The sequence below is a fragment of the Cellulomonas sp. SG140 genome, assembly GCF_025770785.1.
Classification (GTDB): domain Bacteria; phylum Actinomycetota; class Actinomycetes; order Actinomycetales; family Cellulomonadaceae; genus Cellulomonas.
The window spans coordinates 88,558-113,838 of the sequence record NZ_JANZLA010000009.1 but is presented as its reverse complement, the minus strand read 5'-3'; the positions used below and the strand labels follow the sequence as shown (position 1 = coordinate 113,838).

At 73.4% G+C, this 25,281-nt stretch carries 23 protein-coding genes, 1 tRNA gene, 1 other RNA gene and 1 pseudogene; 14 read left to right on the top strand and 12 right to left on the bottom strand.

What is annotated here, in order from left to right:
- Window positions 1–71: 71 nt before the first annotated feature.
- A complete protein-coding gene (locus N0B34_RS15720; RefSeq protein WP_263731356.1) occupies window positions 72–533 on the bottom strand; it encodes a MarR family winged helix-turn-helix transcriptional regulator in 462 nt (153 codons plus the stop codon).
- Between the two features lie 100 nt (window positions 534–633).
- Between N0B34_RS15720 and N0B34_RS15715 the strand changes: the two genes are divergently transcribed.
- Window positions 634–1,590, top strand: a complete 957-nt coding sequence (locus N0B34_RS15715; RefSeq protein WP_263731357.1) for an SDR family oxidoreductase — start codon at window positions 634–636, stop codon at window positions 1,588–1,590.
- Between the two features lie 55 nt (window positions 1,591–1,645).
- Here the strand turns inward: N0B34_RS15715 and N0B34_RS15710 are convergent, their stop codons facing one another.
- The 3 genes from N0B34_RS15710 to tehA form a co-directional block, all read right to left on the bottom strand.
- Window positions 1,646–2,122: a YbaK/EbsC family protein gene (locus tag N0B34_RS15710; protein WP_263731358.1), complete on the bottom strand. Its 477-nt coding sequence runs from the start codon at window positions 2,120–2,122 to the stop codon at window positions 1,646–1,648.
- Window positions 2,123–2,147: 25 nt separating this feature from the next.
- Window positions 2,148–2,603 carry a hypothetical protein gene (locus N0B34_RS15705; protein WP_263731359.1) on the bottom strand — a complete coding sequence of 152 codons (456 nt, stop codon included), beginning with the start codon at window positions 2,601–2,603 and terminating at the stop codon, window positions 2,148–2,150.
- 122 nt (window positions 2,604–2,725) lie between these two features.
- Window positions 2,726–3,748 (bottom strand): dicarboxylate transporter/tellurite-resistance protein TehA, encoded by a 1,023-nt coding sequence (tehA, locus tag N0B34_RS15700; protein ID WP_263731360.1) that lies wholly within the window; start codon window positions 3,746–3,748, stop codon window positions 2,726–2,728.
- 227 nt (window positions 3,749–3,975) lie between these two features.
- Here tehA and N0B34_RS15695 point away from each other — a divergent pair, with 227 nt between their 5' ends.
- From N0B34_RS15695 to N0B34_RS15660, 8 genes are all read left to right on the top strand, one after another.
- Window positions 3,976–4,935, top strand: coding sequence for an LLM class flavin-dependent oxidoreductase (locus N0B34_RS15695; RefSeq protein WP_263731361.1), 960 nt, complete (start codon window positions 3,976–3,978; stop codon window positions 4,933–4,935).
- Window positions 4,936–5,215: 280 nt separating this feature from the next.
- Window positions 5,216–6,214 carry an ABC transporter substrate-binding protein gene (locus tag N0B34_RS15690; RefSeq protein WP_263731362.1) on the top strand — a complete coding sequence of 333 codons (999 nt, stop codon included), beginning with the start codon at window positions 5,216–5,218 and terminating at the stop codon, window positions 6,212–6,214.
- A gap of 76 nt (window positions 6,215–6,290) precedes the next feature.
- Entirely contained in the window at window positions 6,291–7,832 is a 1,542-nt protein-coding gene (locus N0B34_RS15685) for a sugar ABC transporter ATP-binding protein (protein ID WP_263731363.1), read from the top strand.
- Complete coding sequence (locus N0B34_RS15680; protein WP_412175730.1) at window positions 7,829–8,875, top strand: ABC transporter permease; 1,047 nt, start codon at window positions 7,829–7,831, stop codon at window positions 8,873–8,875. Before N0B34_RS15685 ends, N0B34_RS15680 begins: the two co-directional genes overlap by 4 nt.
- Window positions 8,872–9,894, top strand: coding sequence for an ABC transporter permease subunit (locus N0B34_RS15675; RefSeq protein WP_263731364.1), 1,023 nt, complete (start codon window positions 8,872–8,874; stop codon window positions 9,892–9,894). Before N0B34_RS15680 ends, N0B34_RS15675 begins: the two co-directional genes overlap by 4 nt.
- 42 nt (window positions 9,895–9,936) lie before the next feature.
- Window positions 9,937–11,466 carry a sugar ABC transporter ATP-binding protein gene (locus N0B34_RS15670; protein WP_412175735.1) on the top strand — a complete coding sequence of 510 codons (1,530 nt, stop codon included), beginning with the start codon at window positions 9,937–9,939 and terminating at the stop codon, window positions 11,464–11,466.
- Entirely contained in the window at window positions 11,463–12,482 is a 1,020-nt protein-coding gene (locus N0B34_RS15665) for a LacI family DNA-binding transcriptional regulator (protein ID WP_263731366.1), read from the top strand. The genes N0B34_RS15670 and N0B34_RS15665 overlap by 4 nt, the downstream gene beginning before the upstream one ends.
- Window positions 12,479–13,027 (top strand): DUF1697 domain-containing protein, encoded by a 549-nt coding sequence (locus N0B34_RS15660; RefSeq protein ID WP_263731367.1) that lies wholly within the window; start codon window positions 12,479–12,481, stop codon window positions 13,025–13,027. The genes N0B34_RS15665 and N0B34_RS15660 overlap by 4 nt, the downstream gene beginning before the upstream one ends.
- Window positions 13,028–13,077: 50 nt before the next feature.
- Here N0B34_RS15660 and N0B34_RS15655 read toward each other — a convergent pair whose 3' ends face one another.
- The 4 genes and pseudogenes from N0B34_RS15655 to N0B34_RS15640 all read right to left on the bottom strand — a co-directional run bounded on the left by N0B34_RS15655 (window position 13,078) and on the right by N0B34_RS15640 (window position 15,743).
- Window positions 13,078–13,389 (bottom strand): SHOCT domain-containing protein, encoded by a 312-nt coding sequence (locus N0B34_RS15655; protein WP_263731368.1) that lies wholly within the window; start codon window positions 13,387–13,389, stop codon window positions 13,078–13,080.
- A gap of 121 nt (window positions 13,390–13,510) precedes the next feature.
- Window positions 13,511–14,176: pseudogene (locus N0B34_RS15650) on the bottom strand (response regulator).
- Window positions 14,173–15,456 carry a sensor histidine kinase gene (locus tag N0B34_RS15645; protein ID WP_263731369.1) on the bottom strand — a complete coding sequence of 428 codons (1,284 nt, stop codon included), beginning with the start codon at window positions 15,454–15,456 and terminating at the stop codon, window positions 14,173–14,175. The pseudogene N0B34_RS15650 and the gene N0B34_RS15645 overlap by 4 nt, the downstream one beginning before the upstream one ends.
- Before the next feature lie 202 nt (window positions 15,457–15,658).
- A tRNA-Ser gene (locus N0B34_RS15640) sits at window positions 15,659–15,743 on the bottom strand.
- Between the two features lie 145 nt (window positions 15,744–15,888).
- Here N0B34_RS15640 and N0B34_RS15635 point away from each other — a divergent pair.
- The 3 genes from N0B34_RS15635 to ffs all read left to right on the top strand — a co-directional run bounded on the left by N0B34_RS15635 (window position 15,889) and on the right by ffs (window position 17,951).
- Window positions 15,889–16,587 (top strand): TetR/AcrR family transcriptional regulator, encoded by a 699-nt coding sequence (locus N0B34_RS15635; protein WP_263731370.1) that lies wholly within the window; start codon window positions 15,889–15,891, stop codon window positions 16,585–16,587.
- 50 nt (window positions 16,588–16,637) lie between these two features.
- The gene (locus N0B34_RS15630) at window positions 16,638–17,795 is read left to right on the top strand and encodes a hypothetical protein (protein ID WP_263731371.1); all 1,158 of its coding nucleotides are present in this window, start codon (window positions 16,638–16,640) and stop codon (window positions 17,793–17,795) included.
- A gap of 59 nt (window positions 17,796–17,854) precedes the next feature.
- Window positions 17,855–17,951, top strand: an RNA gene (ffs, locus tag N0B34_RS15625) — signal recognition particle sRNA small type.
- A gap of 92 nt (window positions 17,952–18,043) precedes the next feature.
- Here the strand turns inward: ffs and N0B34_RS15620 are convergent.
- The 4 genes from N0B34_RS15620 to N0B34_RS15605 form a co-directional block, all read right to left on the bottom strand.
- The gene (locus N0B34_RS15620; protein WP_263731372.1) at window positions 18,044–18,520 is read right to left on the bottom strand and encodes a hypothetical protein; all 477 of its coding nucleotides are present in this window, start codon (window positions 18,518–18,520) and stop codon (window positions 18,044–18,046) included.
- Between the two features lie 152 nt (window positions 18,521–18,672).
- Window positions 18,673–19,152, bottom strand: a complete 480-nt coding sequence (locus tag N0B34_RS15615) for a PKD domain-containing protein (RefSeq protein ID WP_263731373.1) — start codon at window positions 19,150–19,152, stop codon at window positions 18,673–18,675.
- A 425-nt stretch (window positions 19,153–19,577) separates the two neighbouring features.
- Window positions 19,578–20,171: a DUF6318 family protein gene (locus N0B34_RS15610; protein WP_263731374.1), complete on the bottom strand. Its 594-nt coding sequence runs from the start codon at window positions 20,169–20,171 to the stop codon at window positions 19,578–19,580.
- A gap of 309 nt (window positions 20,172–20,480) precedes the next feature.
- Window positions 20,481–21,122, bottom strand: a complete 642-nt coding sequence (locus N0B34_RS15605; RefSeq protein WP_263731375.1) for a GyrI-like domain-containing protein — start codon at window positions 21,120–21,122, stop codon at window positions 20,481–20,483.
- Between the two features lie 59 nt (window positions 21,123–21,181).
- On the opposite strand from N0B34_RS15605, the gene N0B34_RS15600 reads away from it, so the two are divergent.
- Window positions 21,182–22,600 carry an aminopeptidase C gene (locus N0B34_RS15600; protein WP_263731376.1) on the top strand — a complete coding sequence of 473 codons (1,419 nt, stop codon included), beginning with the start codon at window positions 21,182–21,184 and terminating at the stop codon, window positions 22,598–22,600.
- A gap of 50 nt (window positions 22,601–22,650) precedes the next feature.
- On the top strand, window positions 22,651–25,224 hold the full coding sequence (locus N0B34_RS15595; RefSeq protein WP_263731377.1) for a DNA polymerase III subunit gamma and tau: 2,574 nt from the start codon (window positions 22,651–22,653) through the stop codon (window positions 25,222–25,224).
- Window positions 25,225–25,281 lie beyond the last annotated feature (57 nt).

The following is a 25,281-nucleotide window of genomic DNA, read 5'->3' as shown; positions in this document are numbered from 1 at the left end:
CTCCGGGGTGCAGGCTAGCGCCGTGCTCCGGGCCCGCCGTCGGGACCGGCGCACGCGGACGGTCCGCCGGATCAGACGCGCGCGCGACGGCGCTCGATCGCAGCGCCCGCGGGGCCGTCGGCGACGAGCGCGCGCAGCACGGTGATCGTGCTGTGGGCGGTCTCGTCGTCCGGGAGCGCGGCCCGCAGCCGTGCGTGGAAAGCCGCCTCCACCTGCGCGATCTGCCGCGCGAGCTCGGCGCCGGACGGGGTGAGGCGCAGCCGGGTCAGGCGGCCGTCGGCCTCGTCGGGGACCTGCTCCGCCCAGCCTGCGGCGACCACCGTGCGGGTGAGCCGGCTCGGGCTGCCCGTCTCGCACACCAGCAGGGCGCCCAGCTCCTTGACGGACAACGGTTCGTGGCTGCCGGCCAGCACGGTGAGCACCTCGGACTGTGCCGGGGTGACGCCCAGGGGACGCAAGGCCTCGGTGAGCCGCCGGTTGCCCTCGCGCTGCGCGGCCAGCACCAGGTAGCGCAGCTCCTCGATGCGATCCACGGGGTCACCATACCGGTGACACAACATGCGTGACATGTCTTGCACCGGTCAGGACGGCGAGGCAGACTCGGTGACACGTCATCGATGTGGAGGAGGAACCATGATCGCCGTCATCGGATCAACCGGGTTCGTCGGTACGGCCCTGACCCGTCAGCTGCGCGCAGCCGGCCCTGCGGAGGGCGGTCGTCCCGAGCCGGTCCGCGTGCTGGTCCGCGACGAGGCGCGGGCCCGCGCCCGGCTCGGCGGTGCCGGGGGCGAGCGGTTGGACGTCGTCGTCGGCGACATGCACGACGAAGCCGCGCTCGACGCCCTGCTCGCCGGGGCCCGCGCCGTCTACGTGCTGGTGCAGACCGTCACCGCCCGGCAGCCCGACGGCGCCGGGGACTTCGCCGACGCGGAACGACGAGCCACCGAGCTGCTGGTCGCGGCCGCCCGCCGCGCCGGCACCCGCCGGCTGCTCACCGTCGGGCTGATCGACGCCCGGGCGCAGGCGACCAACCCCTGGGTGCGCTCGCGGGTGGCCGTCGAGCGGCAGCTGCTCGGCAGCGGGCTCGACGTGACGGTGCTGCGGCCCGGGCTCGTCGCCGGCAAGGGCGGGGCCGGGTTCGACGACCTGCTGACGGCCGCCCGCCGCCCTGTCGCCGCGATCCGCGGTGCGGGACGGCAGCGCTGGTCGTGGATCGCGCTCGACGACCTGGTCGGCTACCTGGTGGACGCGCTCGACGAGCCGGCGACGTACGGCCGGGTGCTCGACGTCGGCACCGTCGACGCCCCGACCTACCGCGAGCTGGTCACCGCGACGGCGGCTGCGCTGGGCCGGCCGGCGCCGCACGTCATCGGGCTGCCGCTGGGCGTGCTGCACCTGGTGGCACCGTTGCTCGAGCGCGTCGGCGGACACCCGCGCGGGGGTCTGCGGGCCGCCCTGGACCACCTGGCCGACGACCTCGTGGGCGACCCAGTGCCGATCCGCGCGCTGCTGCCGCGGGACCTGCTCGACTGGGACGCCTGCGTGCACGCCGCGATCGAGCAGGCGCCCGCGGTGGTGCCGACGCACTGAGCAGGAGCGCCGCCCGCCCCAAGCCGGAGCCGGCCCGCCGCAGACTGGCGGGGGGTCAGTCGGGCAGTCGGGAGACGGTCACCCACCCCGCCGGCCGGGCGACCGTCTCCAGCTCGTCGCACGTCAGCTCGATGGCCGAGGCGGCGTCGCCGCACGCGGGGAACACCGAGTCGAACCGCTGCAGGGACGTGTCCAGCCACACGGTGGCGGACTCCGGGTTGCCGAACGGGCACACGCCGCCGGGCTCGTGGCCCGTCAGCCGCTCGACCTCGTCCCCACCCAGCATCCGCGCCTTCAGCCCGAACGCCTGCTTGAAGCCGGCGTTGTCCAGGCGTGCGTCGCCGGCCAGCACGACGAGGATCGCCGTGTCGGGGTCGGCCCCGCGGAAGCTGAGCGTCTTGGCGATCCGCTGCGGGGCAACCCCGAGCGCCTGCGCCGCGAGCTCGACGGTGGCGCTGGAGTGCTCGGTGACGATCACGTCGTCGGCGCGCCCGTACCGGGCGAGGTGGTCGCGGGCGCGGTCCAGGGACATCGGGGGTCGCTCCTCGTCGGGCGGCTCAGCCGCAGTTGTCGCAGATGCCGGTGGCGGGCAGCGCCATGAAGCACGTCGGGCAGATCGCCGGCGCCTCGTCGGCCACGGCCGACCGCGACGGTGCGCTGCGGACCGACGGCGTCCTCACGGCCCGCGGCGCGCGGGCGGCGGGCCGGGCGGCGGCCGCCCTCGCTGCCGAGGCCGAGAACGGCTCGTGCACCTCGAACCCGCGCTTGCGGAGCAGGGCGACGGCGGCGTCCATGCCGTGGAACTCGTCGGCAGGCGCCAGGCGACCCGTCGCCAGCCGGTGCGCGACGCCCAGCACCGCGCGCGCGTCGTAGCTGAGCCCCTCGTGGACCACCGTGTACTCCGGCTGGGCCGTGAACCCGTAGAGGCGGAGGAACTCCGCACCGCCGCGCTGGTCGTACTCCGCGAGGGTCTGGATCACGTGCTGTCGCAGGACGGAGGAGAAGGTGGCCACGGCCAGCCAGGGTACGTCGCGCGGCTGGACGTCCCGAGTGCCGGCTGCGTCGCCGGGAGGCTCGTCGCACCTCGGGGCCGCGGTCGCACGGGTCCGCCTGACCCGCGGTCAGGCTCGGCCGGTCAGCGGATCGAGCCGGAGACCAGGGCGTCCGTCGCCGGTGCCGGGCTGGTCCGGCCGGGGTCGGCCTCACGCACCGGTCCGGGCACCAGGCGTCCCCGCACGGCGAGGACCGTGGTGCCGACGACCAGCGCGAGCAGCAGCGTCGTGGCGAGCCCGACCGACGCGACGGCAACGACGAGCACGGCCGGCTCCGGGTGCGAGTGCACCAGGCGCAGCCCCGAGTTGGCCATGGCGGCCAGCCCGAACGAGAACGCCCACAGCCCCGGTGCGAAGCCGGCGCCGAGCACCCAGCGCCACAGCCGCAGCATCAGCGCGAGCTGAAGCAGCCCGTACCCGAACAGCAGCAGCGCGACGGTGTCGAACCGGCCGCCGTTCACCGAGAGGTACGCGTAGCAGGCGACGAACGCCGGTGCGAGCTGCACCCCGACAACCCCGCGGGCCCGGGGGGCCACCTCGGTCCCGGTGCGCAGCCGGTGCGTGATGATCGGCTCGAGCGTCAACCAGGACACCAGCCCGGCGCCGAGGAACAGGTACCCGAGCTGATCGTGACCGGCGACACCGAGCCCGATCGCGCTGATGAAGTTCGCCGCGACCAACGGCAGGTAGAACCCGGGCGTCGTCGCCTCGAGCGGTTGCGTGCCCGTCCACAGGGGCGCGACCCGGATCGCGGCGAACGCCACCTGCCCGGCGATGCCCAGCCACAGCAGCACGGCCGCGACCGCCGGCACGTACGGGTGCAGGCCGGCGGAGACGAGGATGCCTCCCGCCGGCAGCAGGCTGATGAACGAGAACGTCGCCGGGTCGCGCCACTCGGCGACGACGCCGTCCCGCGCGCGCACGCAGCGGTACGCGTAGATCAGGGTGAGCACCAGCCACACGGCGCAGCCGGCGAGCACGCCGACCTCACCGACCCAGTGCGGGACCAGCCCGATGCTCGCGCCGTACCGCCACGCGCTACCCAGGCCGAACACGCCGAGCACCATGCCGAAGAAGCTGACGGGGACGCGCTGGAGCGTGCGCACGGGGTGGTCCTTGGTCGGTCGGAGGGTCGCGGCGGTCGGGCGCGTCGCCCGTGACGGTCCGGCGTCGACGGTAACCGGGGGCTGCCCCGGCACCTCCGGGCCGGTGGTCCCCGGGGCGATGTGGAACTCCTCACAGGCCGACCGCGGCCCGGCCCGACCCGGCGCCGGGATGCGTCCCGTCCTCCGCCCGTCCGGCCCAGGTCGGGGCGCGCAGCTACCGTCGGCACATGCCCGACGAGCCGCGCCATCCCCGCCGTTCCAGCGCGTCCTCCCGTCGCCCGCTCCGGGTCGGCGTCCAGCTGCCGGAGGTCGAGCGGGACGTCCGCTGGCCGGAGCTGCTGGACCTGGCCCGCCGCGTGGAGGACGTCGGCCTCGACTCGGTGTGGGTCGGCGACCACCTGCTCTACCGCTTCGCCGACGGCTCCACCCGCGGCCCGTGGGAGGCCGGCTCGTTGCTGGCCGCGCTCGCGGCCTCGACGTCGCGGGTGACCCTCGGCCCGCTGGTGGCGTGCACGGCCTTCCGCAACCCGGCGGTGCTGGCCAAGCAGGCGGCGACGCTCGACGAGATCAGCGGCGGCCGCTTCGTCCTCGGCCTGGGCGCGGGGTGGAACCCCGTCGAGTTCGCGGCGTTCGGGCTGCCCTTCGACCACCGCATCGCGCGGTTCGAGGAGGCGTTCACCATCATCCGGTCCCTGCTGCGCGACGGCTCCGTGGACTTCGTCGGGCAGTACTGGTCGGCACGCGACTGCGAGCTGGTGCCCCGCGGCCCGACGCCGGGCGGCCCCGCGCTGATGATCGGCTCGATCGGGCCGCGGATGCTGGCTGCCACGGCGCCGCACGTCGACTCGTGGAACGCCTGGTACGCCGACACGGGTAACACGCCGGACGGGGCCGCCGCCGCGGCGCGGCCCCTGGCAGCGGCGCTGCGGGCGGCCGGACGGGAGTCCGACGAGGTCGCGCGGACCGTCGCCGTGCTCGTCCAGCTGCCGGGCGGCGTCGGCCGGACGATGGGGGACACCTCGGACTCCCAGCAGGTGCGCCCGCTCACGGGCTCGCCCGAGGAGCTGGCCGCGGGGCTGCGCGCCTACGCCGACGCCGGCATCACCGAGGTGCAGCTGGTGCTCGACCCGATCACCGCCGGCTCGATCGAGGCGCTCCGCCCGGTGCTCGCGCTGCTCGACGCCTGACGCCCTGCCTGGACCACGAGTCCGGGCCTTCGCCCCGTCGCGGCGACGAAGCCGCTGCTCACGCCCTGGAACCGGAATGTGAAGGATCACACCAGGCGCCACTGGGGAGGTCCGCAGCCAGGCCATCGCCGCTGGTGAGCAGGCACGTTACCCAATTGTTACCGCTCACAATCTTCCCCGATGTCCGATGTGAAGGTTAACGTCGCGCCCACGGACCTGGCTCAGCAGGTTTCCGGCTCAGTCCGGACGTGTCCGGGCTCAAAACAAGGAGGTTTTGAGGATGAGGAAGAGGCTGCTCGCTGGGCTCGCGCTGGCAGGGGCCATCGCGCTGGCGACGACGGGATGTTCGGGCTCTGCCTCGGGCTCGACGGGCTCGAGCACGGCCGGTGGAGGGGGCGCCGCCCACAAGGTGATCACGGTCGGGTTCGCGCAGACGGGCTCGGAGTCCGGGTGGCGCGCCGCCAACACGCAGTCGATGAAGGATGCGTTCTCCGAGGCGAACGGCTTCAAGCTGATCTTCAACGCCGCGGACAACAAGCAGGAGGCCCAGATCGCGGCCGTCCGCAGCTTCATCAACCAGGGCGTCGACGCGATCGTCATCGCACCCATCACGGTGGACGGCTGGGACGACGTGCTCAAGGAGGCCAAGGCCGCCAAGATCCCGGTGATCCTCGAGGACCGGACGATCAACGTGTCGGACCCGAGCCTGTACGCCGCCTGGGTCGGCGACGACTTCAAGAAGGAGGGCCAGACGGCCGGCGAGTGGGCCAAGAAGACGGCAACCAGCCCGACCAACATGGTGGTGCTCGAGGGCACCACCGGCTCGGCCCCGGCGCTCGACCGTGCGACCGGCTTCACGGCCGGCTCGGCCGGTGCTCCCATCACCACCCTCGCCTCGCAGACCGGCAACTTCACGCGGGCCGACGGCAAGACCGTGATGGAGGGCTTCCTGCAGAAGTACGGCAACAAGATCCAGATGCTGTTCGCCCAGAACGACGACATGGGTCTGGGCGCGCTCGACGCGATCACCGCAGCCGGTCTGACCCCCGGCAAGGACATCAAGATCGTGACGATCGACGCCACGCACGACGGCCTGCAGGCGCTCGCCGACGGGAAGTTCAACTACGTCGTCGAGTGCAACCCGCTGCTCGGCCCGCAGGTGTCCGACCTGGTCAAGAAGGTGGTCGCCGGTCAGTCGGTGCCCAAGTCGCAGGTCGCCACGGACCAGTCCTTCACGCAGGACCAGGCCAAGACGGCGCTGCCCAGCCGCAAGTACTGACCCGCCAGGCACCGTCGACGGGCGGGGGTCGGTCTCGTACCGGCCCCCGCCCCGGCCCACCGTGAAGGAAGCCCCGATGTCCCTCACCGACGAGGAGACGACGAGCGACGCGCTCGTCGCGATGCGCGGCATCACCATCCAGTTCCCCGGGGTCAAGGCCCTGGACGACGTCGACCTCACGCTGCGCGGCGGGGAGATCCACGCGCTGATGGGCGAGAACGGCGCCGGCAAGTCGACGCTGATCAAGGCCCTCACCGGGGAGTACGCGGTCGACGCCGGCAGCATCGCCGTCGCCGGTGAGCAGCGCGTGTTCCACGGCACCGCCGATGCGCAGGCGGCCGGCGTGTCGACGGTGTACCAGGAGGTCAACCTCTGCGCGAACCTGTCGGTCGGCGAGAACGTCATGCTCGGCCACGAGGTGCGCCGCGCCGGACGGATCGACTGGCGCGCGACCCACCGGGAAGCGGCCGGCCACCTGCAGAACCTCGGCCTGAGGCTCGACACGCGCACCGCGCTGGGGAGCCACTCGATCGCCGTCCAGCAGCTCGTCGCGATCAGCCGCGCCATGGTGACCGAGGCGAAGGTGCTGGTGCTCGACGAGCCGACGTCCAGCCTCGACCGCGGGGAGGTCCAGCAGCTGTTCGCCGTGATGCGCGACCTGCGGTCGCGCGGTGTCGCCGTCCTGTTCGTCACGCACTTCCTCGACCAGGTGTTCGAGATCTCGGACCGGTGCACGGTGCTGCGCAACGGCCGGCTCGTCGGCGACTACCCGATCGACCAGCTGTCGCCCGGCCGTCTCGTCTCCCTGATGCTGGGCCGCGAGCTCGAGGACCTCGCCGCCCTCTCGGGCGCGTCCGACCGGCCGGTCGACAGGTCCGGCACCCCGGTGGTCCGCATGAAGGGGGCCGGCCGCAAGGGCCTCATCGAGCCCGTGGACGTCGACGTCTACCCCGGGGAGGTCGTGGGCATCGCCGGCCTGCTCGGGTCCGGCCGCACGGAGCTCGCGCGGGTGCTGGCAGGTGCGGACCACGCCGACCAGGGCCAGATCGAGGTCGCCGGCAAGGCCGTCAGGCTGAACACGCCGCGGCGCGGGATCGACCACGGCATCGCCTACTCGCCCGAGGACCGTCGCGCCGAGGGCATCCTGGGCGACCTGACCGTCGCGGAGAACATCGTGCTGGGCATCCAGGCGCGCAGGGGATGGCGCAAGGTGCGCAGGTCCGAGCAGGATGCGCTGGTGTCCGAGTACATCGCTGCTCTCGGCATCCGGCCCGCGAACCCGCACATGCTCATCCGCAACCTCTCGGGCGGCAACCAGCAGAAGGTGCTGCTGGCCCGGTGGCTCGCCACCGCACCGGCGCTGCTGATCCTCGACGAGCCGACGCGCGGCATCGACGTCGGCGCCAAGGCGGACATCCAGAGCAAGGTCGCCGAGCTGTCCGAGCAGGGGCTGTCCGTCGTGTTCATCTCCTCGGAGCTCGAGGAGGTGCTGCGCCTGTCGCAACGGATCGTCGTGATGCGCGAGCACCGCAAGATCGGCGAGCTGGCCTCGAGCGAGACCGACGTCGACGGACTGATCGACTTCATCGCCCACCAGGGCCGGGAGGGAGCGGCGTGAACGCCGTCATGAAGCATCGGCTGTTCTGGCCGGTCGTGGTGCTGCTCGCGCTGATCCTGGCGAACACGCTGTCGCGGCCGAGCTTCGTCAGCATCACCGTGCAGGACGGGCGGCTGTACGGGTCGCTCATCGACATCCTGCGCAACAGCGCACCGCTGATGCTCGTGGCCCTGGGGATGACCCTGGTGATCGCGACCCGCGGCATCGACCTGTCCGTCGGTGCGGTGATGGCGGTGTCGGGGGCCGTGGCCCTGCAGATCATCCAGGACTCGGGTGCCCCGTCGAACCCGTCCGTGCTCGCCGTGGCCATCGGCACCGCCGTGCTGGCCGGCCTGGCGTGCGGCGTCTGGAACGGCTTCCTCATCTCGGTGCTCGGCATCCAGCCGATCATCGCGACCCTCGTGCTGATGCTCGCCGGTCGCGGCATCGCGCTGCTGATCACGCGCGGCTTCATCACCACGATCAACAGCGACCCCTACAAGTTCATGGCGCAGGGGTACGTGCTCGGGCTGCCGTTCGCGTTCTACGTCTCGCTGGCGGCGATCGCCGTCGTCGCCGTGATCGAGCGGCGCACGGCGCTCGGCGTGCTGACCGAGGCCGTCGGCATCAACCCGGAGGCGAGCCGGCTGGCCGGTGTGCGGGCCAGGGGCATCATCTGGGGCGCCTACGCCGCCAGCGGGCTGCTCGCCGGCTTCGCCGGCCTGCTCTACAGCTCCAACATCATGGCGGCGGACGCCAACGCGGCCGGTCTGTACATCGAGCTCGACGCGATCCTCGCGGTGGTGCTCGGCGGGACCTCCCTGGCCGGGGGCACGTTCAGCCTGGCCGGCACGGTCGTCGGCGTGTTCACCATCCAGACGCTGAAGTCGACCATCACGTTCCTCGGCGTCCCGCCGGCCGTCACGCCGGTGTTCATGGCGGCCGTCGTCGTGGTCGTCGTCCTCATCCAGTCCAGCCGGTTCCGGCGCTGGGTCGGTCGGCTCGGCGGTCGGCTGAGCGTGCGGTCCGCCCAGCCCGTCGAGCGAACGGAGGTCGCGTCATGACGAGCACGCAGACGGTTCTGACGGGCGAGCTGCGCGCGGTGACGCGCCCGCACCGGTTCATGGCTCGGCACGCCTCGTGGATCCCCGTGTTCGCGGCGGTCGCGATCCTCGTCGTGATGGTGGTCGGCGCCCAGCTCTACTTCGGCAAGTTCCTCACGCCGCGGCTGGTGTCGTCGATCCTGCTCGACAACTCCTACCTGCTGATCCTGGCCGTCGGCATGACGTTCGTGATCCTCACGGGCGGCATCGACCTGTCCGTCGGGGCGGTGATGTCGTTCACCGGGATGATGGGTGCGAGCCTGCTGCGGGACGGGCTGCCGTCGTCCGTCGTCGCCCCGACGATGCTGGCGACCGGCGCCCTCATCGGGCTCGGTGTCGGCGTCCTGGTCCAGTACTTCGACGTGCAGCCGTTCATCGCGTCCCTGGCAGGGATGTTCCTGGCGCGCGGGCTCGGGTTCGTGGTGAGCCTGAACTCGATCAAGGTCACCGACCCGGCGATCCTCTGGCTCCAGGGCACGCGCCTGCAGGCGGGGGCGGGCTGGTACATCACGCCGACCGGCATCATCGCGCTGCTGGTGGTCCTGGTCGGGGCCGGGCTGCTGGCGTACACGCGGTTCGGCCGCACCGTCTACGCGGTGGGTGGCAGCGAGCAGTCGGCGCGGCTGATGGGCCTGCCGGTCGCCCGCACCAAGCTGCTCGCCTACGTCGTCAGCGGTACGTGCGCGGGGCTCGCGGGCGTCATCTTCACCGCCTACACCGGCGCGGCCTACCCGCTGAACGGGATCGGCACCGAGCTCGACACGATCGCCGCGGTGGTGATCGGCGGGACGCTGCTGACCGGCGGCAGCGGGTTCGTCGTCGGCTCGATGATCGGCGTGTTCGTCTACGGGATGATCAAGACGATCATCAACTTCCTCGGTGTCGACCAGTCGTGGACCCGCATCACCATCGGCGCCCTGCTGCTGCTGTTCGTCGTGGTCCAGCGGCTGATCGTCGCCCGGTCCGCACGGCGCAGATAGGCTCGCCGTGGCCCGTCGGGGCGCCGTGCGGGCCACGGCATGATGAGCACCATGGAGGACGCGCAGCCGCTGGTGCAGGTCACCGGCGCGACGGTGCGCTTCCGGTCGGACACCGCGCTCGACGGCGTCGACTTCCGCATGTTCGCCGGCGAGGTCCACTCGCTCATGGGCGAGAACGGCGCCGGCAAGTCGACGCTGATCAAGGCGCTCACGGGCGCGCTGGCGCTGGACGCCGGCGAGGTCCGCCTCGGCGGTGAGGTGGTGCGGTTCGCCACGCCGCACGACGCGCACCTGGCCGGCATCAGCACCGTGTACCAGGAGATCGACCTCCTGCCGAACCTGACGGTCGCGGAGAACATCGCGCTCGGCCGCGAGCCGCGCAACCGCGTCGGGGCCATCGACTGGGCCGCGACCCGTCGGCTGGCGCACGAGGCGCTCGCGGCCCTCGGCCTGGAGATCGACCCCGCGTCGGTGCTGGGCACCCACCCGCTGGCCGTGCAGCAGCTCGTCGCGATAGCCCGCGCCATCTCGACGGACGTCAAGGTGCTGGTGCTCGACGAGCCCACGTCGAGCCTGGACTTCGACGAGGTCGCCGAGCTGTTCCGCGTCATCCGCGAGCTGAAGGCCCGTGGCGTCGCGATCCTGTTCGTCTCGCACTTCCTCGACCAGGTGTACGAGATCTGCGACCGCATCACGGTGCTGCGCAACGGCCGGCTGGTCGGGGAGTACCTGACCACCGAGCTGCTGCGGATCGACCTGGTGCAGAAGATGCTGGGCCGGTCCGCCGCCGCGCTCGCCGAGCGGCAGGCGTTCGACGCGCCCGACGACGACCCGTCCGTGACGCTGAGCGCCCGCGGCGTCACCGTCCTGCCGGGCATCGCCGACGCGGACGTCGACCTGGTCGAGGGCGAGGTGCTGGGCGTGGCTGGGCTGCTCGGCTCCGGCCGGACCAAGCTCGCCCGCGCCCTGACCGGTGTCGACCGGCTGGAGGCCGGCATCATCCGCATCGACGGGCAGGAGCGGCGCCTGTCCAGCCCGCGCCGAGCGCTGTCCCTCGGCGTCGTCTACTCCTCGGAGAACCGCCGCACCGAGGGGCTGATCGGCGAGCTGAGCGTGCTGGAGAACATCACGCTGGCCCTGCAGGCGCAGCGCGGGGTGCTGCGCCGGATCCGGTCGGCGCGCCAGCGGGAGCTCGCGGCGAGCTGGGTCGAGGCGCTGGACATCCGCCCGCCGGACCTCGACCGGCCGGTCGCCAGCCTGTCCGGCGGCAACCAGCAGAAGGTGCTGCTCGCCCGGCTGCTGGCGCTGTCCCCGCGGGTGATCGTGCTCGACGAGCCGACGCGCGGCATCGACGTGGGCGCCAAGGTGGAGATCCAGAACCTGGTGGGCGAGCTGGCCGACAACGGGCTGTCCGTGGTGTTCATCTCGGCGGAGCTGGAGGAGGTGCTGCGGGTCGGCACGCGCGTGGCGATCCTGCAGGACGGCCGCGTCGTCGACGTCGTGCCGTCCGAGGGCCTGACCACGGACTCGCTGCTGGCGATGGTGGCCCGGTCGGAGGGGGACGAGGCATGAGCGGCGACGGCGGCTCGCGCGCCGCGAACATCCTCGACGTCGCGCGGCTCGCGGGGGTGTCCCACCAAACGGTCTCGCGCGTGCTGAACGACCTGCCGAACGTGCGGCCGGCCACTCGCGCGCGCGTCGAGCAGGCGATCGCGCAACTGCGGTACAGCCCGTCACCGCAGGCCCGTGCGCTGGTGACCCGTCGCACCCGCACGATCGGCCTGGTCACCCCGATGGCCGCCGACTTCGGGCCGACGTCGGTGGCGATGCACTTCAACGTCGCGGCCCGGGCCGCCCGCTACAACGTCGAGACGGTCAGTCTGCTCGACACCGACCCGACCGACGTGCGGGCGATCGTCGAGAGCCTGCTGCGCCAGCGGGTGGACGCCATCGTGTTCGTCGTCGCCGACGCCGACGTGCTCGAGCTGGTCCGCGGCCTGGACCTGAGCGTCCCCGTGGTCGCCGCGGCGTCCACCGCGCGCCGCAGCCCGCTGTTCGTCTCGATCGACCAGTACCGGGGTGCGCGCTCCGCCGTCCGCCACCTGGCCGAGCTGGGCCACCAGCGGATCCTGCACCTGGCCGGCCCGCAGCGGGCCGCCGACGCGATCGAGCGCGTGCGCGGCTGGCGCGACGAGCTCGCGGAGCGCCGGCTCGAGATCGTCACCCCGCTGCACGGCGACTGGTCCGCGGCCAGCGGCTACCGGCTCGGTGCCGAGCTCGACGTCGCCCCCGGGTCGGCGGTGTTCGTGGCCAACGACCACATGGCGATCGGTGTGCTCTCGGCCCTGCGCGAGCGGGGCCTGCGCGTGCCGGACGACGTCAGCGTGGTGGGGTTCGACGACGTGCCCGAGTCCGGCTACCTCTACCCGGCGCTGACCACCGTGCGGCAGGACTTCGCCGCGCTGGGCGAGCTGATGATGCAGAAGGTGCTGGTCGCCGTCGAGGAGCCGGACAGCGTCACGGTGGACACGCCGCTGCCGACGCACCTGGTGGTCCGCCAGTCCACCCGCGCCGCGGTCACGCCGTGACGAAGGCCTATGCCGCGCTCCTGCGGGGCATCAACGTCGGGGGCAACAAGAAGCTGCCGATGGCCGAGCTGCGGTCGCTGCTGACCGACCTGGGTCACGGCGACGTGCGCACCTACCTGCAGAGCGGCAACGCCGTCTTCACCAGCGACCACGACGACGAGGAGGCGCTCGCGACCCGGCTCCGGGCGGCCATCGGGGCACGCTTCGGGTTCGACGTCGAGGTGCTGGTGCGCGACCACGACTACCTGAAGGCCGTCGCCGACGCCTGCCCGTTCCCGGCGGGGGTGCTGCAGGGCAAGCAGCTGCACGTCACGTACTTCTCCGAGCCGGTCGAGGAGTCCCGGTTCGCGTCCCTCGACCTGGCGGCGTTCCTGCCGGAGGAGGTCCGTCTCGGCGACCGCGCGCTCTACCTGTACGCCCCGGACGGTCTGGGCCGCTCCCCGCTCGCCGAGGCCCTGGCCCGGTCCGGACCGCCCAAGGGCGTCGTCGCGACCAGCCGCAACTGGAACACCGTGCTGAAGCTGGTCGAGCTCACCGCGCCGTAGCCCCGGGGCGACGCCGCCGAACCGCGGGCCACGGTCCGGCGGCGCGTCGGTCAGGGCTGCGCTGGCTGCTCCGTCGCGAGCAGCGTCTCCAGCCGGGCGCGGTACTCCGCCTCGTCGATCTCGCCGCGGGCGAACCGCTCGGCGAGCACGGACGTCGCCGAGCTCCGGCCTACCATCCCCGGCCAAGGGCCGCACGGGCCTCGACCAGCGGCTGCCCACCGGCGCCGGCGCGTCGCGAAGAAGACGACGAAGCCGACGACGACGAGGAACCAGAACAGCGGGACCAGCAGGAACCACGGGCCTGGCCACCAGCCGCCGTACGCGACGGGGTGGGCCAGCGCGCTGGCGAACGTGGTGAGCATGACGAACCTCCCGGTGTGGCGTGCGACCGGACCTCGGCCGCAGCTCCACGCTCCCTCGGCAGGACGGTCCCCGTCGTCGTCCCGGCGGAGCCTTCCGCACGCTCCGGACGGAGCACGAGACTCAGGTCGCCCACCCCGGCCGGACCAGGCCGGACTCGTAGGCGGCGACGACGAGCTGCGCCCGGTCGCGGGCACCGAGCTTGCCGCTCGCGCGCAGCACGTGCGTCTTCACCGTGAGCGGCGAGAGGAACAGCCGCTCGCCGATCTCCTAGTTCGAGAGGCCCTCGCCGACCAGGACGACGACCTCGCGTTCCCGTGCGGTCAGCTCGGCGATGCCCGGCAACGGCGGCGCGTCGCGCGTCGCGCGCGCCACGCGCTCGAGCAGGCGGCGTGTGACGGTGGGCGACAGCAGCGCCTCGCCGGCAGCCGCCACCCTGATGGCCCGCAGCAGCTCCGCGGGCTCGGTGTCCTTGACGAGGAACCCGCTCGCGCCGTTCCGTATCGCCTCGCCGACGTACTCGTCGAGCTCGAACGTCGTCACGACGACGACGTGCACACCGCCCGCCCGGGCATCCGCGACGATGCGGCGGGTCGCCTCGAGCCCGTCGAGCCCCGGCATGCGGATGTCCATGAGGACCACGTCGGGCAGCAGGTCGAGCGTGCGCTCGACCGCCTCCGCGCCGGTCGCCGCCTCGCCGACGACGACGAGGTCGGGCTCGGCGTCGACGAGGGCACGCAGGCCGGCGCGGATCAGCTGCTGGTCGTCGGCCAGCAGCACGCGGATCATGCCGCGCCCCGCGGCAGCTCGACGACGACGGCCCATCCGGTGCCGCGCGGCCCGGCGTCGACCGTGCCGCCCATCGCCCCCACGCGTTCCTGCATGCCGCGCAGGCCGAAGCCGTGGCCGACGTGGCCCGTTGAGTCACCCGGCGACGAGATGCCAGGGGAGCGTGCGCCGCCGCGGTCGGCCCTGCCGTCGTCGACCACCTCGAGCCGCACGACCCCTGACTCCACCCGAACGCTCGCGGTGACCCGGGCGCCCGCTCCCGCGTGCCGGCGCACGTTCGTCAGCGCCTCCTGCAGCGCGCGCACCAGCACGGTCGCCCGGTCGGGGTCGAGGCCGGCGAGAACCGCCGGGTCGAGCTGGTCGTCCACGCTGATCCCCGCCGCGCGCGCCGAGTCGAGCAGCGCCGGAACGGCGTCCGCCGGAGCGGTCGCGGCCGGCTCGCGCGGGGCGGCCTCCCCCTCCGCGCGCAGGATCCCGAGCACCTGCCGCACCTCGTCGAGCGCGTCGACGCTCGTCGTCCGGATGTTGCGCAACGCGTCGCGCGCCCGCTCCGGCTCGCGGTCCATGAGGTGCAACCCGACACCCGCCTGCACGCTGATCGTCGACAGCGAGTGCGCGAGGACGTCGTGCAGCTCCCGCGCGATGCGGAGCCGCTCGGCCGTGGCGGCCGCCTCCTCACGCGACACCCTGGCCGCCTGGACCGCCCGCATGCGCTCGCCGCGACCGCGCGCGCCCTCACCCAGCAGGCCGCCGACCAGCAGCGCCGCAGTCCACAGGGCAGCTGCGGTCGGCCGTGCCGATGCGTCCGTCAGGCCGCGCGCCACGATCGCGGCGATGCCGAGCCCGGCGACCGTCCACGACTCCCCGCGCCGCCCACGGGCGCCGAGGACCACCACGATGACGACGAGCGGCAGCGGGACCGGTCCGAACGCGTAGCCGAGCCACAGGTACGTGCCCACCGCAGCCGCCGCGACGAATCCCGCCACCGCGCCCACGCGCCGGCCGAGCGCGGTGATGGGCAGGCAGGCGGGGGCGACGAGGAGCAGCAGGTGGCCGAGCCCGTCGAGCGCCCGCGGCGCACTCGAGAAGTGATCGGCGGCAGCCGAGCCCCCGAGCGCGATGGCCGCGAGCACGAGGGCCGGGACGATGAGCCTCGCGGCGCCCGGGCGGCGGCGCTCGGGATCCAGCTCACCGCGCATCCAGGGCGGGCCCCACGGCCCGCCGCCACGCGTCCCGGGCGGCCCCCACGCGCGCTCGTCGTGCTGGCCCGGGTGCGGCATGCGGCCACGCTAGCCGCCGGTGCCACGGCGGGCGTCGTCCAGAGGGAGCGCCCGCGCGCTCCGCTGGGAGTGGGTCCCGCTCCGCACGTCACGCCGCCGACCTGCTTGCAGCCACGGCACTCCACGCATGGTCACCGCCGAAACGACGAAGGGCCCGTAGCCCACATCGCTGCAGGTCACGGGCCCTTCGGACATTCACGGGCGGAGGATGGGGGATTCGAACCCCCGAGGCTGTTACACCAACACGCTTTCCAAGCGTGCGCCATAGGCCACTAGGCGAATCCTCCTGGTACTGCCACGTGCACGGCGACCCTGGGCTGACGGGCCGACCGCGGCGGCAAGTCTAGCGGAGCCCCGGCGGTGCGCCTGACAGGTCTTCACCCGGGACCCCCGTCCCACTAGAGCGCTCGCTCTAGAGCGAAAACTCTAGGCATGGCCGAGTCCACCGTGCAGATCCCCACCGTCGCCCCCGTCCGCCGCAGCCTCCGGGTCACCGGCAAGCGCCGCCCCGGCACCGCCGAGCGGATCCTCGACGTGGCGGGTGACCTGTTCGCGGCGGAAGGCGTCCGCGCGGTCTCCACCAACCGCATCGCGTCCACCGCCCGGATCAGCCCCGGCAACCTCTACTACTGGTACGCCGACCGCCAGGCGATCGTCCGCGCGCTGTTCGCCCGGTACGCCAAGGCGCACTCGGCGGTGTGGGACGGGATCGACCCGGACAACGTCACCCCGGAGCGCCTCGACCGGCTGGTCGCGGCCGGCGCGCGGATCACGGCGGACCACCCGTACTTCGCACGGGACCTGATCACGCTGGTCCGCGACGACGAGGAGCTCGCCGAGGCATACCGGGCGGTGCGGGTCCAGCGCCGTGAGCTGTTCGGGCGGGTCGCGCGCGGCTGGCGGGCGCGGGGTGTGCTGGTCCCTGTGGACGACGACCGGCTGGACCACGTCGTCGAGGCGCTGCTGGTGCTCGCCGAGTCGTGGTGGGCGTTCGCGCAGCTGGATGACGAGCGGCCCGAACCGGTCGAGGGCGAGCGGTTGATCAGGGCCCTCATCGAGCCGTACCTCGCCACCGGCCTGGAGGGGGCCGGGCTCCCCTCCGTCCCGCTCGCGGCGGACGCCGGACGATGAGCCGGCGGTCGCGTCGCCGGCCCGGTGCGGACGACGACGACACTGACGGTGTGAGCAGACGAGCCGTGCTGGGGTGGGTGGGCGCAGGCGCCCTCGTCGTCGTCGGCGGGACGCTGGTGCGCGCCCAGCGCCAGGGACTGCTGGACCCCCGCACCGGCCCCGCGTACACCGCGTGGCAGCCGACGCACCGCACCGGTGCCGAGGCTGTAGTCGCCGCGGCGGTGCTCGCCGCCAGCCCGCACAACCTGCAGAACTGGTGGTTCCGTCCGACGGCGGCCGCCGACGGCTCGGTCACGCTCGACGTGCACGACGACACCTCGCGGTCCCTCGGCGTGGTCGACGCGCACCGCCGCGAGGCGCACCTGGGCATCGGCGCCGCCGTGGCCAACGCCGAGGTCGCGGCCCCGGCGCTCGGCTTCGACACCCGGCTGACCGTGCGGCCCGCGGCCGACGACGAGACGCTGCTGGCCCGCCTCGTCCTCACCCCGCGCACGCCCGCCGATCCGGACCCGCTGGCCCAGGCGATCTGGCACCGGCACTCGGACCGCGGTGCGTACCCGCCGGAGGAGCCGTCGGCCGATCTGCTGGGCCGCCTGCGCGCCACCGCGCTGGACGGGAGCACCGGTGTGGACCTCGTCTGGATCACCACCCCTGACCAGCGGCAACGCCTCGGCACGCTGCTCGTCGACGCCGCCACCGCCCTGACCGCCGACCACCAGATGAGCGTCGACAACGCGGAGCTGATCCGGTACGACCACCAGCAGGTGGAGCGGTACGGCGACGGTCTCACCATCGACGCGCAGGCCCTGTCACCGTTCCTCGAGGTGGCCGCCCAGCTGCTGCCGGCCACGTCGCGCACGCAGGGCGACAACTCCTGGGTCCGGTCCACGCGGGACGTGCACACCGCGACGGCGCGTGCCTACGGGCTCGTCGTCGGCGACCGCAGCGACCCGGCCACCCGGGTGCACGCCGGCCGTGTGCTGCAGCGGCTGCACCTGGCCCTGGTCGCGGAGGGATGGGCGATGCAGCATATGAACCAGGCGGTGGAGATGGCCGAGCGGGACGCCGCGCTGGGGACGGCGGACCGGTTCGACGGACCGCTGACGCAGCTCGCCGGTGGACAGGTGATCGCGGCGCTCCGGATGGGCCGACCGAGCGGTCGGGCGGTCGCGAGCCCTCGTCGTCCGTTGGCCGACGTGCTGCGCTGAGCCGGCGCCGGTCGAGCAGGGGGCGACCGGCGCCACCCTGGCCCTGCCCTAGACTGGGGGCAGACCCCTCGTGCGGCGTCATCTCGCTGAACTCCCCCAGGGCCGGAAGGCAGCAAGGGCAGGTGAGCTCTGGCGGGTGTGCGGGGGGTCCTCTCATGCCCGGGCAGCGGCTGCCGGGGAAGCGGCCATCCGGCGCCATCCGGCGGGGTCAGCGGCCAACGGGCGTCGTCGGACGAACCCGAGCGCCTTCAGAGCTGCAGCAGCGACACCGGCGCGCAGACCTCGACGATGCCCCGCCCGGCCTGCGGAACGATCCCCGGCTCGGGCCGGTGCACGCTGAACATCGGTCCGGCGAACCGGTAGCCGTTCCGGGCGATCCACCGGCCCAGCGCGTCGAAGACGGTGTGCAGCTCCGGCTCACCGTCGTCCTGCCGGCTGCAGGCGACCAGCGTGGCGGGGACCTGGCGGCAGTGCACCGCCTCGGTGTCCTCGAACGGGCGCGCCACCTCGAGCAGCACCTCGAGATCGGCATTCCGGCTCAGCAGGAAGTCGTCGTGGTAGACGGTCAGCGCCAGGGGCATGGCGACGGGCGTCGCACCGGCTGTGGCCAGCCCTGACCACAGGCGTCCCCACAGCACACCCTCGTCGGCGGCAGAGGGAAGGGTGTCCCGGACGGCGGCCATGGTGCAGGGGGCCAGGGTGCGCGTGACGATCTCGGTACCCAACAGGGGTCCTCCAACGGATGACCAGAGGCGAGCCGCACACCGGTGGACGGCCGCGCCGGTGGACACACTGTCGCACCTGCTCGCCGCGGCCTCCAGCGTGTCCATGCCCGCGCGCCGCCCGGTGGACGGCTGGCGGCGTGGTCGGTGGTCGGTCAGTCGCAGCCGGGGGCGTGCGGCTCCTCGTTGCACGTGGTGGCGACGAGGTGGGAGCGCAGCTCCTCGGCGGTGAAGGGCCTGCTGGTGCTGACCGTGGTGGCCGTGCCGGGGACGTCTCGGGGCGTCGGATCCTCGGCGAGGGTGAAGGTCGCCGACCAGGTGGTGGTCAGCGTGATCGCGTAGGTGCCGGTGTGGACGTAGGGGTGGGAGATGTCCGCCTGGGGCCAGGGCCGACCCGGGATCGTTGTGCTGATCACGGCGCCGTCGCCGAAGTCCCACCGGTAGCTGTGCGGGTGGGCGGTGATGGTCACCGGGGTGCCTAGGATCGTGGTGGTCAGCGTCTGGTCGGCCGCGCCGGCGGCGTAGACGACCGTCGGCTTGTTCACCAGCACCCACCCGCGATCCGGCTGGACCGTCAGTGCGCTGGGCGTCAGCGTCATCCGTCGGAACTCGGCCAGCACCATCTCGGGTGTCACGGTCGCTGCCGCGGCGCACGACGCCGGCGCCGTCACCGTCCACTCGCTCCACGGGCTCGCCGCATCCGCCCGGGTCCGCTGCCAAACCGGCGCCAACGTCGCCACCCCCGCCGCCTCGCACTCCGGCAACGGAGTGATGTCGTCACCGAGGCACGGGAAGAGATTCGGAGAGTCGCTGAGGTTCCGACGGCAGATGGGCGCCCGCAACCTCTCGACGAGAGGTTCGCCCGTTGTCGACGGTGTGAGGTCCCGAACTGCGCCGGGCTGGCTCGTCGCACCGGCGACGTCGACGTCGGAGCCACCCGCTCGCGCTGTGATCGAGACAGGCGTCGAGGGGGGCCCGGCTGACGGATCAGCTGACGGATCACATGCCAGTCCCGCCGATACGAGTGCCAGCGCCGCGGCGAGTACCGGCGCAGCTGACATCACGAGGTCGCCTTGACCTGGGCTTCGCGAACGAGCCACCGATCGATCTGAAAGACCATCAGGAACGTCAGCTCGCCCGTCGTCACTCGGCCCGGGTCGATGAGGCGACCGTCCTTGGTCCAGGAGGAGTCAGGACCCGCGGCGACACTGACGGCGATCGAGTATTGGAGGGGGCTGGCGCTCAGGGTCCTCCTCGATGTCACGATCAGCGGCTGGAATCGCGCCGTTTGACCCGCGGCGCGGCGGGCGGCGACATCGTCGAGAACGCCTTGGCAGAACTTGCATGATGGGTGGCTGATCGCTGACCACGGTGCGGTGTCCTGGGTTGACTCCGTGTACGCGTAGAGGCTCAGCACGTAGGCGACGGCGGCTACCGCGCCGGTCTCGTCGTCGCGAGACATCTCCGCCGGTTGTGTCGGTGACGGGGCTGGAGCGGGGAGCGGCGACGTCGGGCTGGCGGAGGGGCTGGGCGCGCCCGGGGTCGGCGCGGGCGTCGGGTCCGGTGCGCAGCCTGCGACGAGAGCGGCGACGGCCAGGGGGACGAGGAGCGCGAGCCGACCGCTCCGGTGGTGGGTGCGGGCGCGTGTCGACATGGGGTGACCTCGGCGGGCGCGGCGTTGGGGGCGCGTGCAGCCTGGCAGAAGCCGTGTCCCGATATGCCCGATTTCCCCAGCTCATCGCGCCCGGCGGTGGGCTGCCCGGGCTCACGGGCGAGTCCGCGCGGCTCGGCAAGGTACCGAACGGCCTGTACGCCCGATGTACGTACACCGGGCGCACAGTCCGAAATGGGTGCCCGGGGGCGGAGGTGTCCGGGCCCGTCTCGTCGGCCCCGTCCCGCTCGTGCCGGGTCCCGACCCGCCATCGGCTCCACCCAGCCACGCGTCGCGCCGGGCTGGCGCGTCCTACCCCTGCGGCGCGTCCTCCGGGGGCTGGACCGGCTGGCGGATGATCGTCCGCAGCCGCTCGGGCGCCGAGCGGCGCGGGTCGCCGAGGTAGATCTCGTGGTGGGCGCCCCGCAGCGCGTACCCCTGGTCGGCGATGGCGCGGTGCAGGCCGGCGATGGTCGGCCCCTCGGCGTCGTACGGGCCGACGTGCAGCACCTGGAAGGCGGTGCCCTCGTCGAGCACGTCGAGGTGCAGGTGCTCCGCCGCGGGCGCACGGTCCTTGGCGACGGCCGCGTCCAGCGCGCGTCCGACGAGGTCCGCCGTGACGCGGGTCGGCTGGACGATCAGCATCGTCCAGCGCCACTCCGCGCGTGTGCCGGTGAGGAACACGTCGGGGTCGTCGGCCCACCACAGCCCCTCCAGCGGCCCGACCTTCCACGGTTGCTCACCGATCGCCTTGGCCATGAAGCGCAGGCCGTAGGAGACGGCGTAGAGGGTGCCGACGGCGTCGGCGTAGGCCGGAGTCGTCTCGGGATCTCCGACGCCGTCCACCATCAGGCACTGCAGCGGTGGCACGTCCACCCGGACGGGCGTCGCCGTGGCCCGGTACACCGCAGCCAGCTCGGGGTCGCCAGCAGAACCACGGACCGCTGGGGTCATGGCCTCAGCGAACCGCAGTCCCAGGAGCCGGACAACAGGGGAGGACCACAATGGCGGGCGTGACTGCCACGACCTCGAACCAGACCCAGACCCCGAACCCGACCCAGACGCCGGCACTCATCCCGACGCAGAGCACCGATCACACCGGAACCGTCGCGGCGACGCCGCTCCACCCCGACTTCGTCGCCACCCTGGCCGCCGGCTTCGCCGCGGACCCGGCCCGGCTGCGCGCGCAGAACGCCGTCACCCGCACCCCGGTCGGCGAGGTCGCGATGAACCACGCGCGCGCCACCTCGATCCGCACCAGCGTGTCGAACCAGCTCGACGACTGGTCCGTCGCCAACCAGAAGAAGAGCGGCCGCTGCTGGCTGTTCGCGGCGCTGAACCTGCTGCGCGTCGGTGCCAAGCAGAAGCTCGGCGTCAAGGAGTTCGAGTTCAGCCAGAACTACGCCATGTACTGGGACAAGCTCGAGCGGGCGAACTTCTTCTGCGAGGACGTGATCGCGACCGCCGGCGAGCCGATCGACTCGCGCCTGGTCGGCTTCCTGCTCCAGACCCTGCTGGGCGACGGCGGCCAGTGGGACATGGCGGTCAGCGTGTTCCTCAAGCACGGCGTGGTGCCCAAGGAGGCGATGCCGGAGACGCAGTCGTCCTCGGACACCGATGCGATGAACACCCAGCTGCGCGCGCGGCTGCGCAAGGGCGCCCTGGCGCTGCGCGCGGCGGTGGCCGACGGCGGTGACGTGGCGGCGGTGAAGGCGGCGATCCTCACGGACGTGCACGCCATCCTGACCATCCACCTGGGTACGCCGCCGACGTCGTTCGACTGGCAGTGGACGGACGACGCGAAGCAGTTCCACCGTGACGGCGTGCTGACGCCGCAGCAGTTCTTCGAGCGGTACGTCACCCTCGACCTGACCCAGTACGTGTGCCTGGTGGACGACCCGCGCCGTGAGCACCCCAAGGGCGCGGCGCTGACGGTGGCCAACCTCGGCAACGTGGTCGGCGGTCGGCAGGTGCGGTACGTCAACGCGCCGATGGCCACCATCAAGGAGCTGGCCGCAGCGTCGATCGTCGCCGGCGAGCCCGTCTGGTTCGGCTGCGACGTGAAGCCGCAGATGCACCGCGAGGACGGCATCTGGGCCGCCGACCTGTTCGACTACTCCGGCGTGTACGGCGTCGACCTGTCCACCACCAAGGAGGAGCGGGTGGTCTCCGGCGAGTCGGCGATGACCCACGCGATGCTGCTGACCGGTGTGGACGTGGTGGACGGCACCCCGCGGCGGTGGCGGGTGGAGAACAGCTGGGGCGACGACAAGGCCGACAAGGGCTTCTTCACCATGGACGACTCGTGGTTCGACGAGTACGTCTTCGAGGTCGTCGTCCGCACCGACGCCCTGCCGGAGGAGCTGCGTCCCGCGCTGACCGCCGAGCCCCTCGTCCTGCCGGCCTGGGACCCGATGGGCGCCCTCGCCTGAGCCCGGGAGGGCCGGAGACGGGTGTCGGATCTGCCGCATAGGGTTCGCACGTGACGACAGCGCTGTACCGCCGGTACCGGCCCGAGACCTTCGCGGAGGTCATCGGGCAGGACCACGTGACGGCTCCGCTGCGCCAGGCGCTGCGCTCCGGCCAGGTCAACCACGCCTACCTGTTCTCCGGCCCTCGCGGCTGCGGCAAGACGAGCTCCGCACGGATCCTCGCGCGGGTGCTCAACTGCGCGCAGAACACCGCCGAGCACCCGACGGACACGCCCTGCGGGGAGTGCGAGTCGTGCATCGAGCTGGCGACGGGCGGTCCGGGCAGCCTCGACGTCGTCGAGATCGACGCCGCCAGCCACGGCGGTGTGGACGACGCCCGTGAGCTGCGCGAGCGGGCCACCTTCGCCCCCGCCCGGGACCGGTACAAGGTGTTCATCCTCGACGAGGCCCACATGGTCTCGAACCAGGGCTTCAACGCCCTGCTGAAGATCGTCGAGGAGCCGCCGCCGCACGTGAAGTTCGTGTTCGCGACGACGGAGCCGGACAAGGTGATCGGCACCATCCGCTCCCGCACGCACCACTACCCGTTCCGGCTGGTGCCGCCTGACGTGCTGGTGCCGTACCTGGCGCAGCTGTGCGAGCAGGAGGGCGTGCCTGTCGGTTCAGGCGTGCTGCCGCTGGTGGTGCGGGCGGGTGCCGGGTCGGTGCGGGACAGCCTGTCGGTGCTGGACCAGCTGATCGCCGGCGCGGGGGAGAGCGGGCTGGAGTACGAGAGCGCGGTGGCGCTGCTCGGGTACACGCCGGCGTCCCTGCTGGACGACCTGGTCGAGGCGATCGCCGCCCGCGACGGCGCCACCGCGTTCTCCGTGGTGGAGCGCGTGGTGTCCACCGGCCACGAGCCGCGGCGCTTCGTCGAGGACCTGCTCGAACGGCTGCGGGACCTGATCGTCCTCGCCGCAGCGGGGGACGCCGCCGGCGCGGCGCTCGGCATGATCCCGGCCGACCAGCTGGACCGGATGCGTGCTCAGGCGGGGCACCTCGGCGCCGCCGAGCTGTCCCGGTCCGCCGACCTGGCCAACGCCGCGCTGACCGAGATGGCCGGTGCCACGTCCCCACGGCTGCACCTCGAGCTGCTGATGGCGCGGCTGCTGCTGCCGGCGGCGGACGACGGCACGCTCGGGCTCGGCGCCCGGCTCGACCGGCTGGAGCGCGGCGGGTTCGCGGCCGCCCCGGCGGTGGTCGGTGCCGGTGGTGCGCCTGTGGTGGCCAGCCGTGCATCGGCACCGGTGGAACCGGCCACCCCGCCGCTCGGCACCCCGCCGGTGGCCGCCGAGCCCGCCGTCGAGGCACCCGCTGAGGCAGCGGACGCCGAGGCCGCTACGGACGCCGCTGCCGACCTGGACACACCGCCGTGGCCGGTCGACGACGTGCCCGCCCGGTCGTCGTCCGGACGGAAGACGGCCACCGCTGGTCCCTCGCCGGCTCCAGCCGCCGCGGCGGCGCCCGCACCGGCAGCAGCCGCACCACCCGCACCACCGGCCCCGGCGGCAACCGCACCACCCGCACCGTCCGCCCCGGCGGCAACCACACCACCGGCAGCGCCGCGCGGCGCCGGCGGCCCGGACACCGAGATGCTCCGTCGCCGCTGGCCCGAGGTGCTCGGCACCCTTCGCGGGTTGCGGCTGCTGACGCACGCCCTGGTCAGCCAGCACGCCCAGGTGCTCGAGCTCGACGCGACGACGTTGCGGCTCGGGTTCGCGCAGCCGGGTCTGATCCAGCAGTTCCAGCGCGGCAGCCACGCCGAGGCGGTCGCCCAGGCTCTCCGGGAGACGCTGGGCGTCGAGGCCAGGGTCGAGGGCGTGCTGGGCGACGCGGCGACACCAGCCGGCAGCGGTGCGGCGTCCGACCGGTCGGCCGCCGGCGCTGCACCGGCGTCAGGAGCTCACACGCCCGCCGGCGCGTCATCGACCGGCTCGACTGCTCGTGCGGCACGGCGTACGCCGGGCATCCCGAGCGTGGACGAGGCCGCCGCGTCATGGGGTCGTCCGGTGCCGTCCAGCTCGGCTCCGGCCGGGGGTTCGGGACCGGAACCCGGTTCCCCGGACGCCGGGTCGGCGCCGGACGGTTCGGCCGCACCCGCCGCCGGCTCGTCCCGCTCGGCAGGCTCGAGCACAGGATCTCCCGGTGCGGCCTCGTCGGGATCGGGAGCGCGCGCATCCCAGGGCCGGCCCGGCACCGCTGCTGCGCCGTCGGGCGCCCGTCCGGACCGCGGCTCGGCACCCCGGGGCCGCGCCGCCGGCACCGCTGCCGCTGCACGCCGCAGCGGTCCTGCGGACGAGCCACCGGACCTCGACCCGCCCGACGAGCCGGTGGACGACCTGCCGCCCGGCGACTGGATCCCGCCGGACGACGAGGTGCCGTTCGAGGACCCGCGCGACGTCCCGCGGGACCCGGTGGCCGGCTCCGGCCCCCGTCCGGCGGGCTCGGGCTGGTCCGACGAGCCCGACGAACCGTCGCCGGACGACCCGCTGATCGACGGATCGGGCCTGGTCGGCGCGCCGCTGGTCGCGCGGCTGCTCGGCGGCACCGTGATCGACGAGCAGATCGACGACCCGAACGCCTGAGCCGCCCGCCTCGAGTCGCGGTTCCACGACGTCGACGCCGTGCGGTCGGTCCGTCGG

Coding starts and splice junctions, on each gene's coding strand:
- N0B34_RS15635 (WP_263731370.1), top strand. CDS start 15,889: ATGGCCGAGTCCACCGTGCAGATCCCCACCGTCGCCCCCGTCCGCCGC.
- N0B34_RS15665 (WP_263731366.1), top strand. CDS start 11,463: ATGAGCGGCGACGGCGGCTCGCGCGCCGCGAACATCCTCGACGTCGCG.
- N0B34_RS15655 (WP_263731368.1), bottom strand. CDS start 13,389: ATGCTCACCACGTTCGCCAGCGCGCTGGCCCACCCCGTCGCGTACGGC.
- N0B34_RS15645 (WP_263731369.1), bottom strand. CDS start 15,456: ATGCCGCACCCGGGCCAGCACGACGAGCGCGCGTGGGGGCCGCCCGGG.
- N0B34_RS15695 (WP_263731361.1), top strand. CDS start 3,976: ATGCCCGACGAGCCGCGCCATCCCCGCCGTTCCAGCGCGTCCTCCCGT.
- N0B34_RS15610 (WP_263731374.1), bottom strand. CDS start 20,171: ATGTCGACACGCGCCCGCACCCACCACCGGAGCGGTCGGCTCGCGCTC.
- N0B34_RS15605 (WP_263731375.1), bottom strand. CDS start 21,122: ATGACCCCAGCGGTCCGTGGTTCTGCTGGCGACCCCGAGCTGGCTGCG.
- N0B34_RS15685 (WP_263731363.1), top strand. CDS start 6,291: ATGTCCCTCACCGACGAGGAGACGACGAGCGACGCGCTCGTCGCGATG.
- N0B34_RS15670 (WP_412175735.1), top strand. CDS start 9,937: ATGAGCACCATGGAGGACGCGCAGCCGCTGGTGCAGGTCACCGGCGCG.
- N0B34_RS15675 (WP_263731364.1), top strand. CDS start 8,872: ATGACGAGCACGCAGACGGTTCTGACGGGCGAGCTGCGCGCGGTGACG.
- N0B34_RS15690 (WP_263731362.1), top strand. CDS start 5,216: ATGAGGAAGAGGCTGCTCGCTGGGCTCGCGCTGGCAGGGGCCATCGCG.
- N0B34_RS15715 (WP_263731357.1), top strand. CDS start 634: ATGATCGCCGTCATCGGATCAACCGGGTTCGTCGGTACGGCCCTGACC.
- N0B34_RS15710 (WP_263731358.1), bottom strand. CDS start 2,122: ATGTCCCTGGACCGCGCCCGCGACCACCTCGCCCGGTACGGGCGCGCC.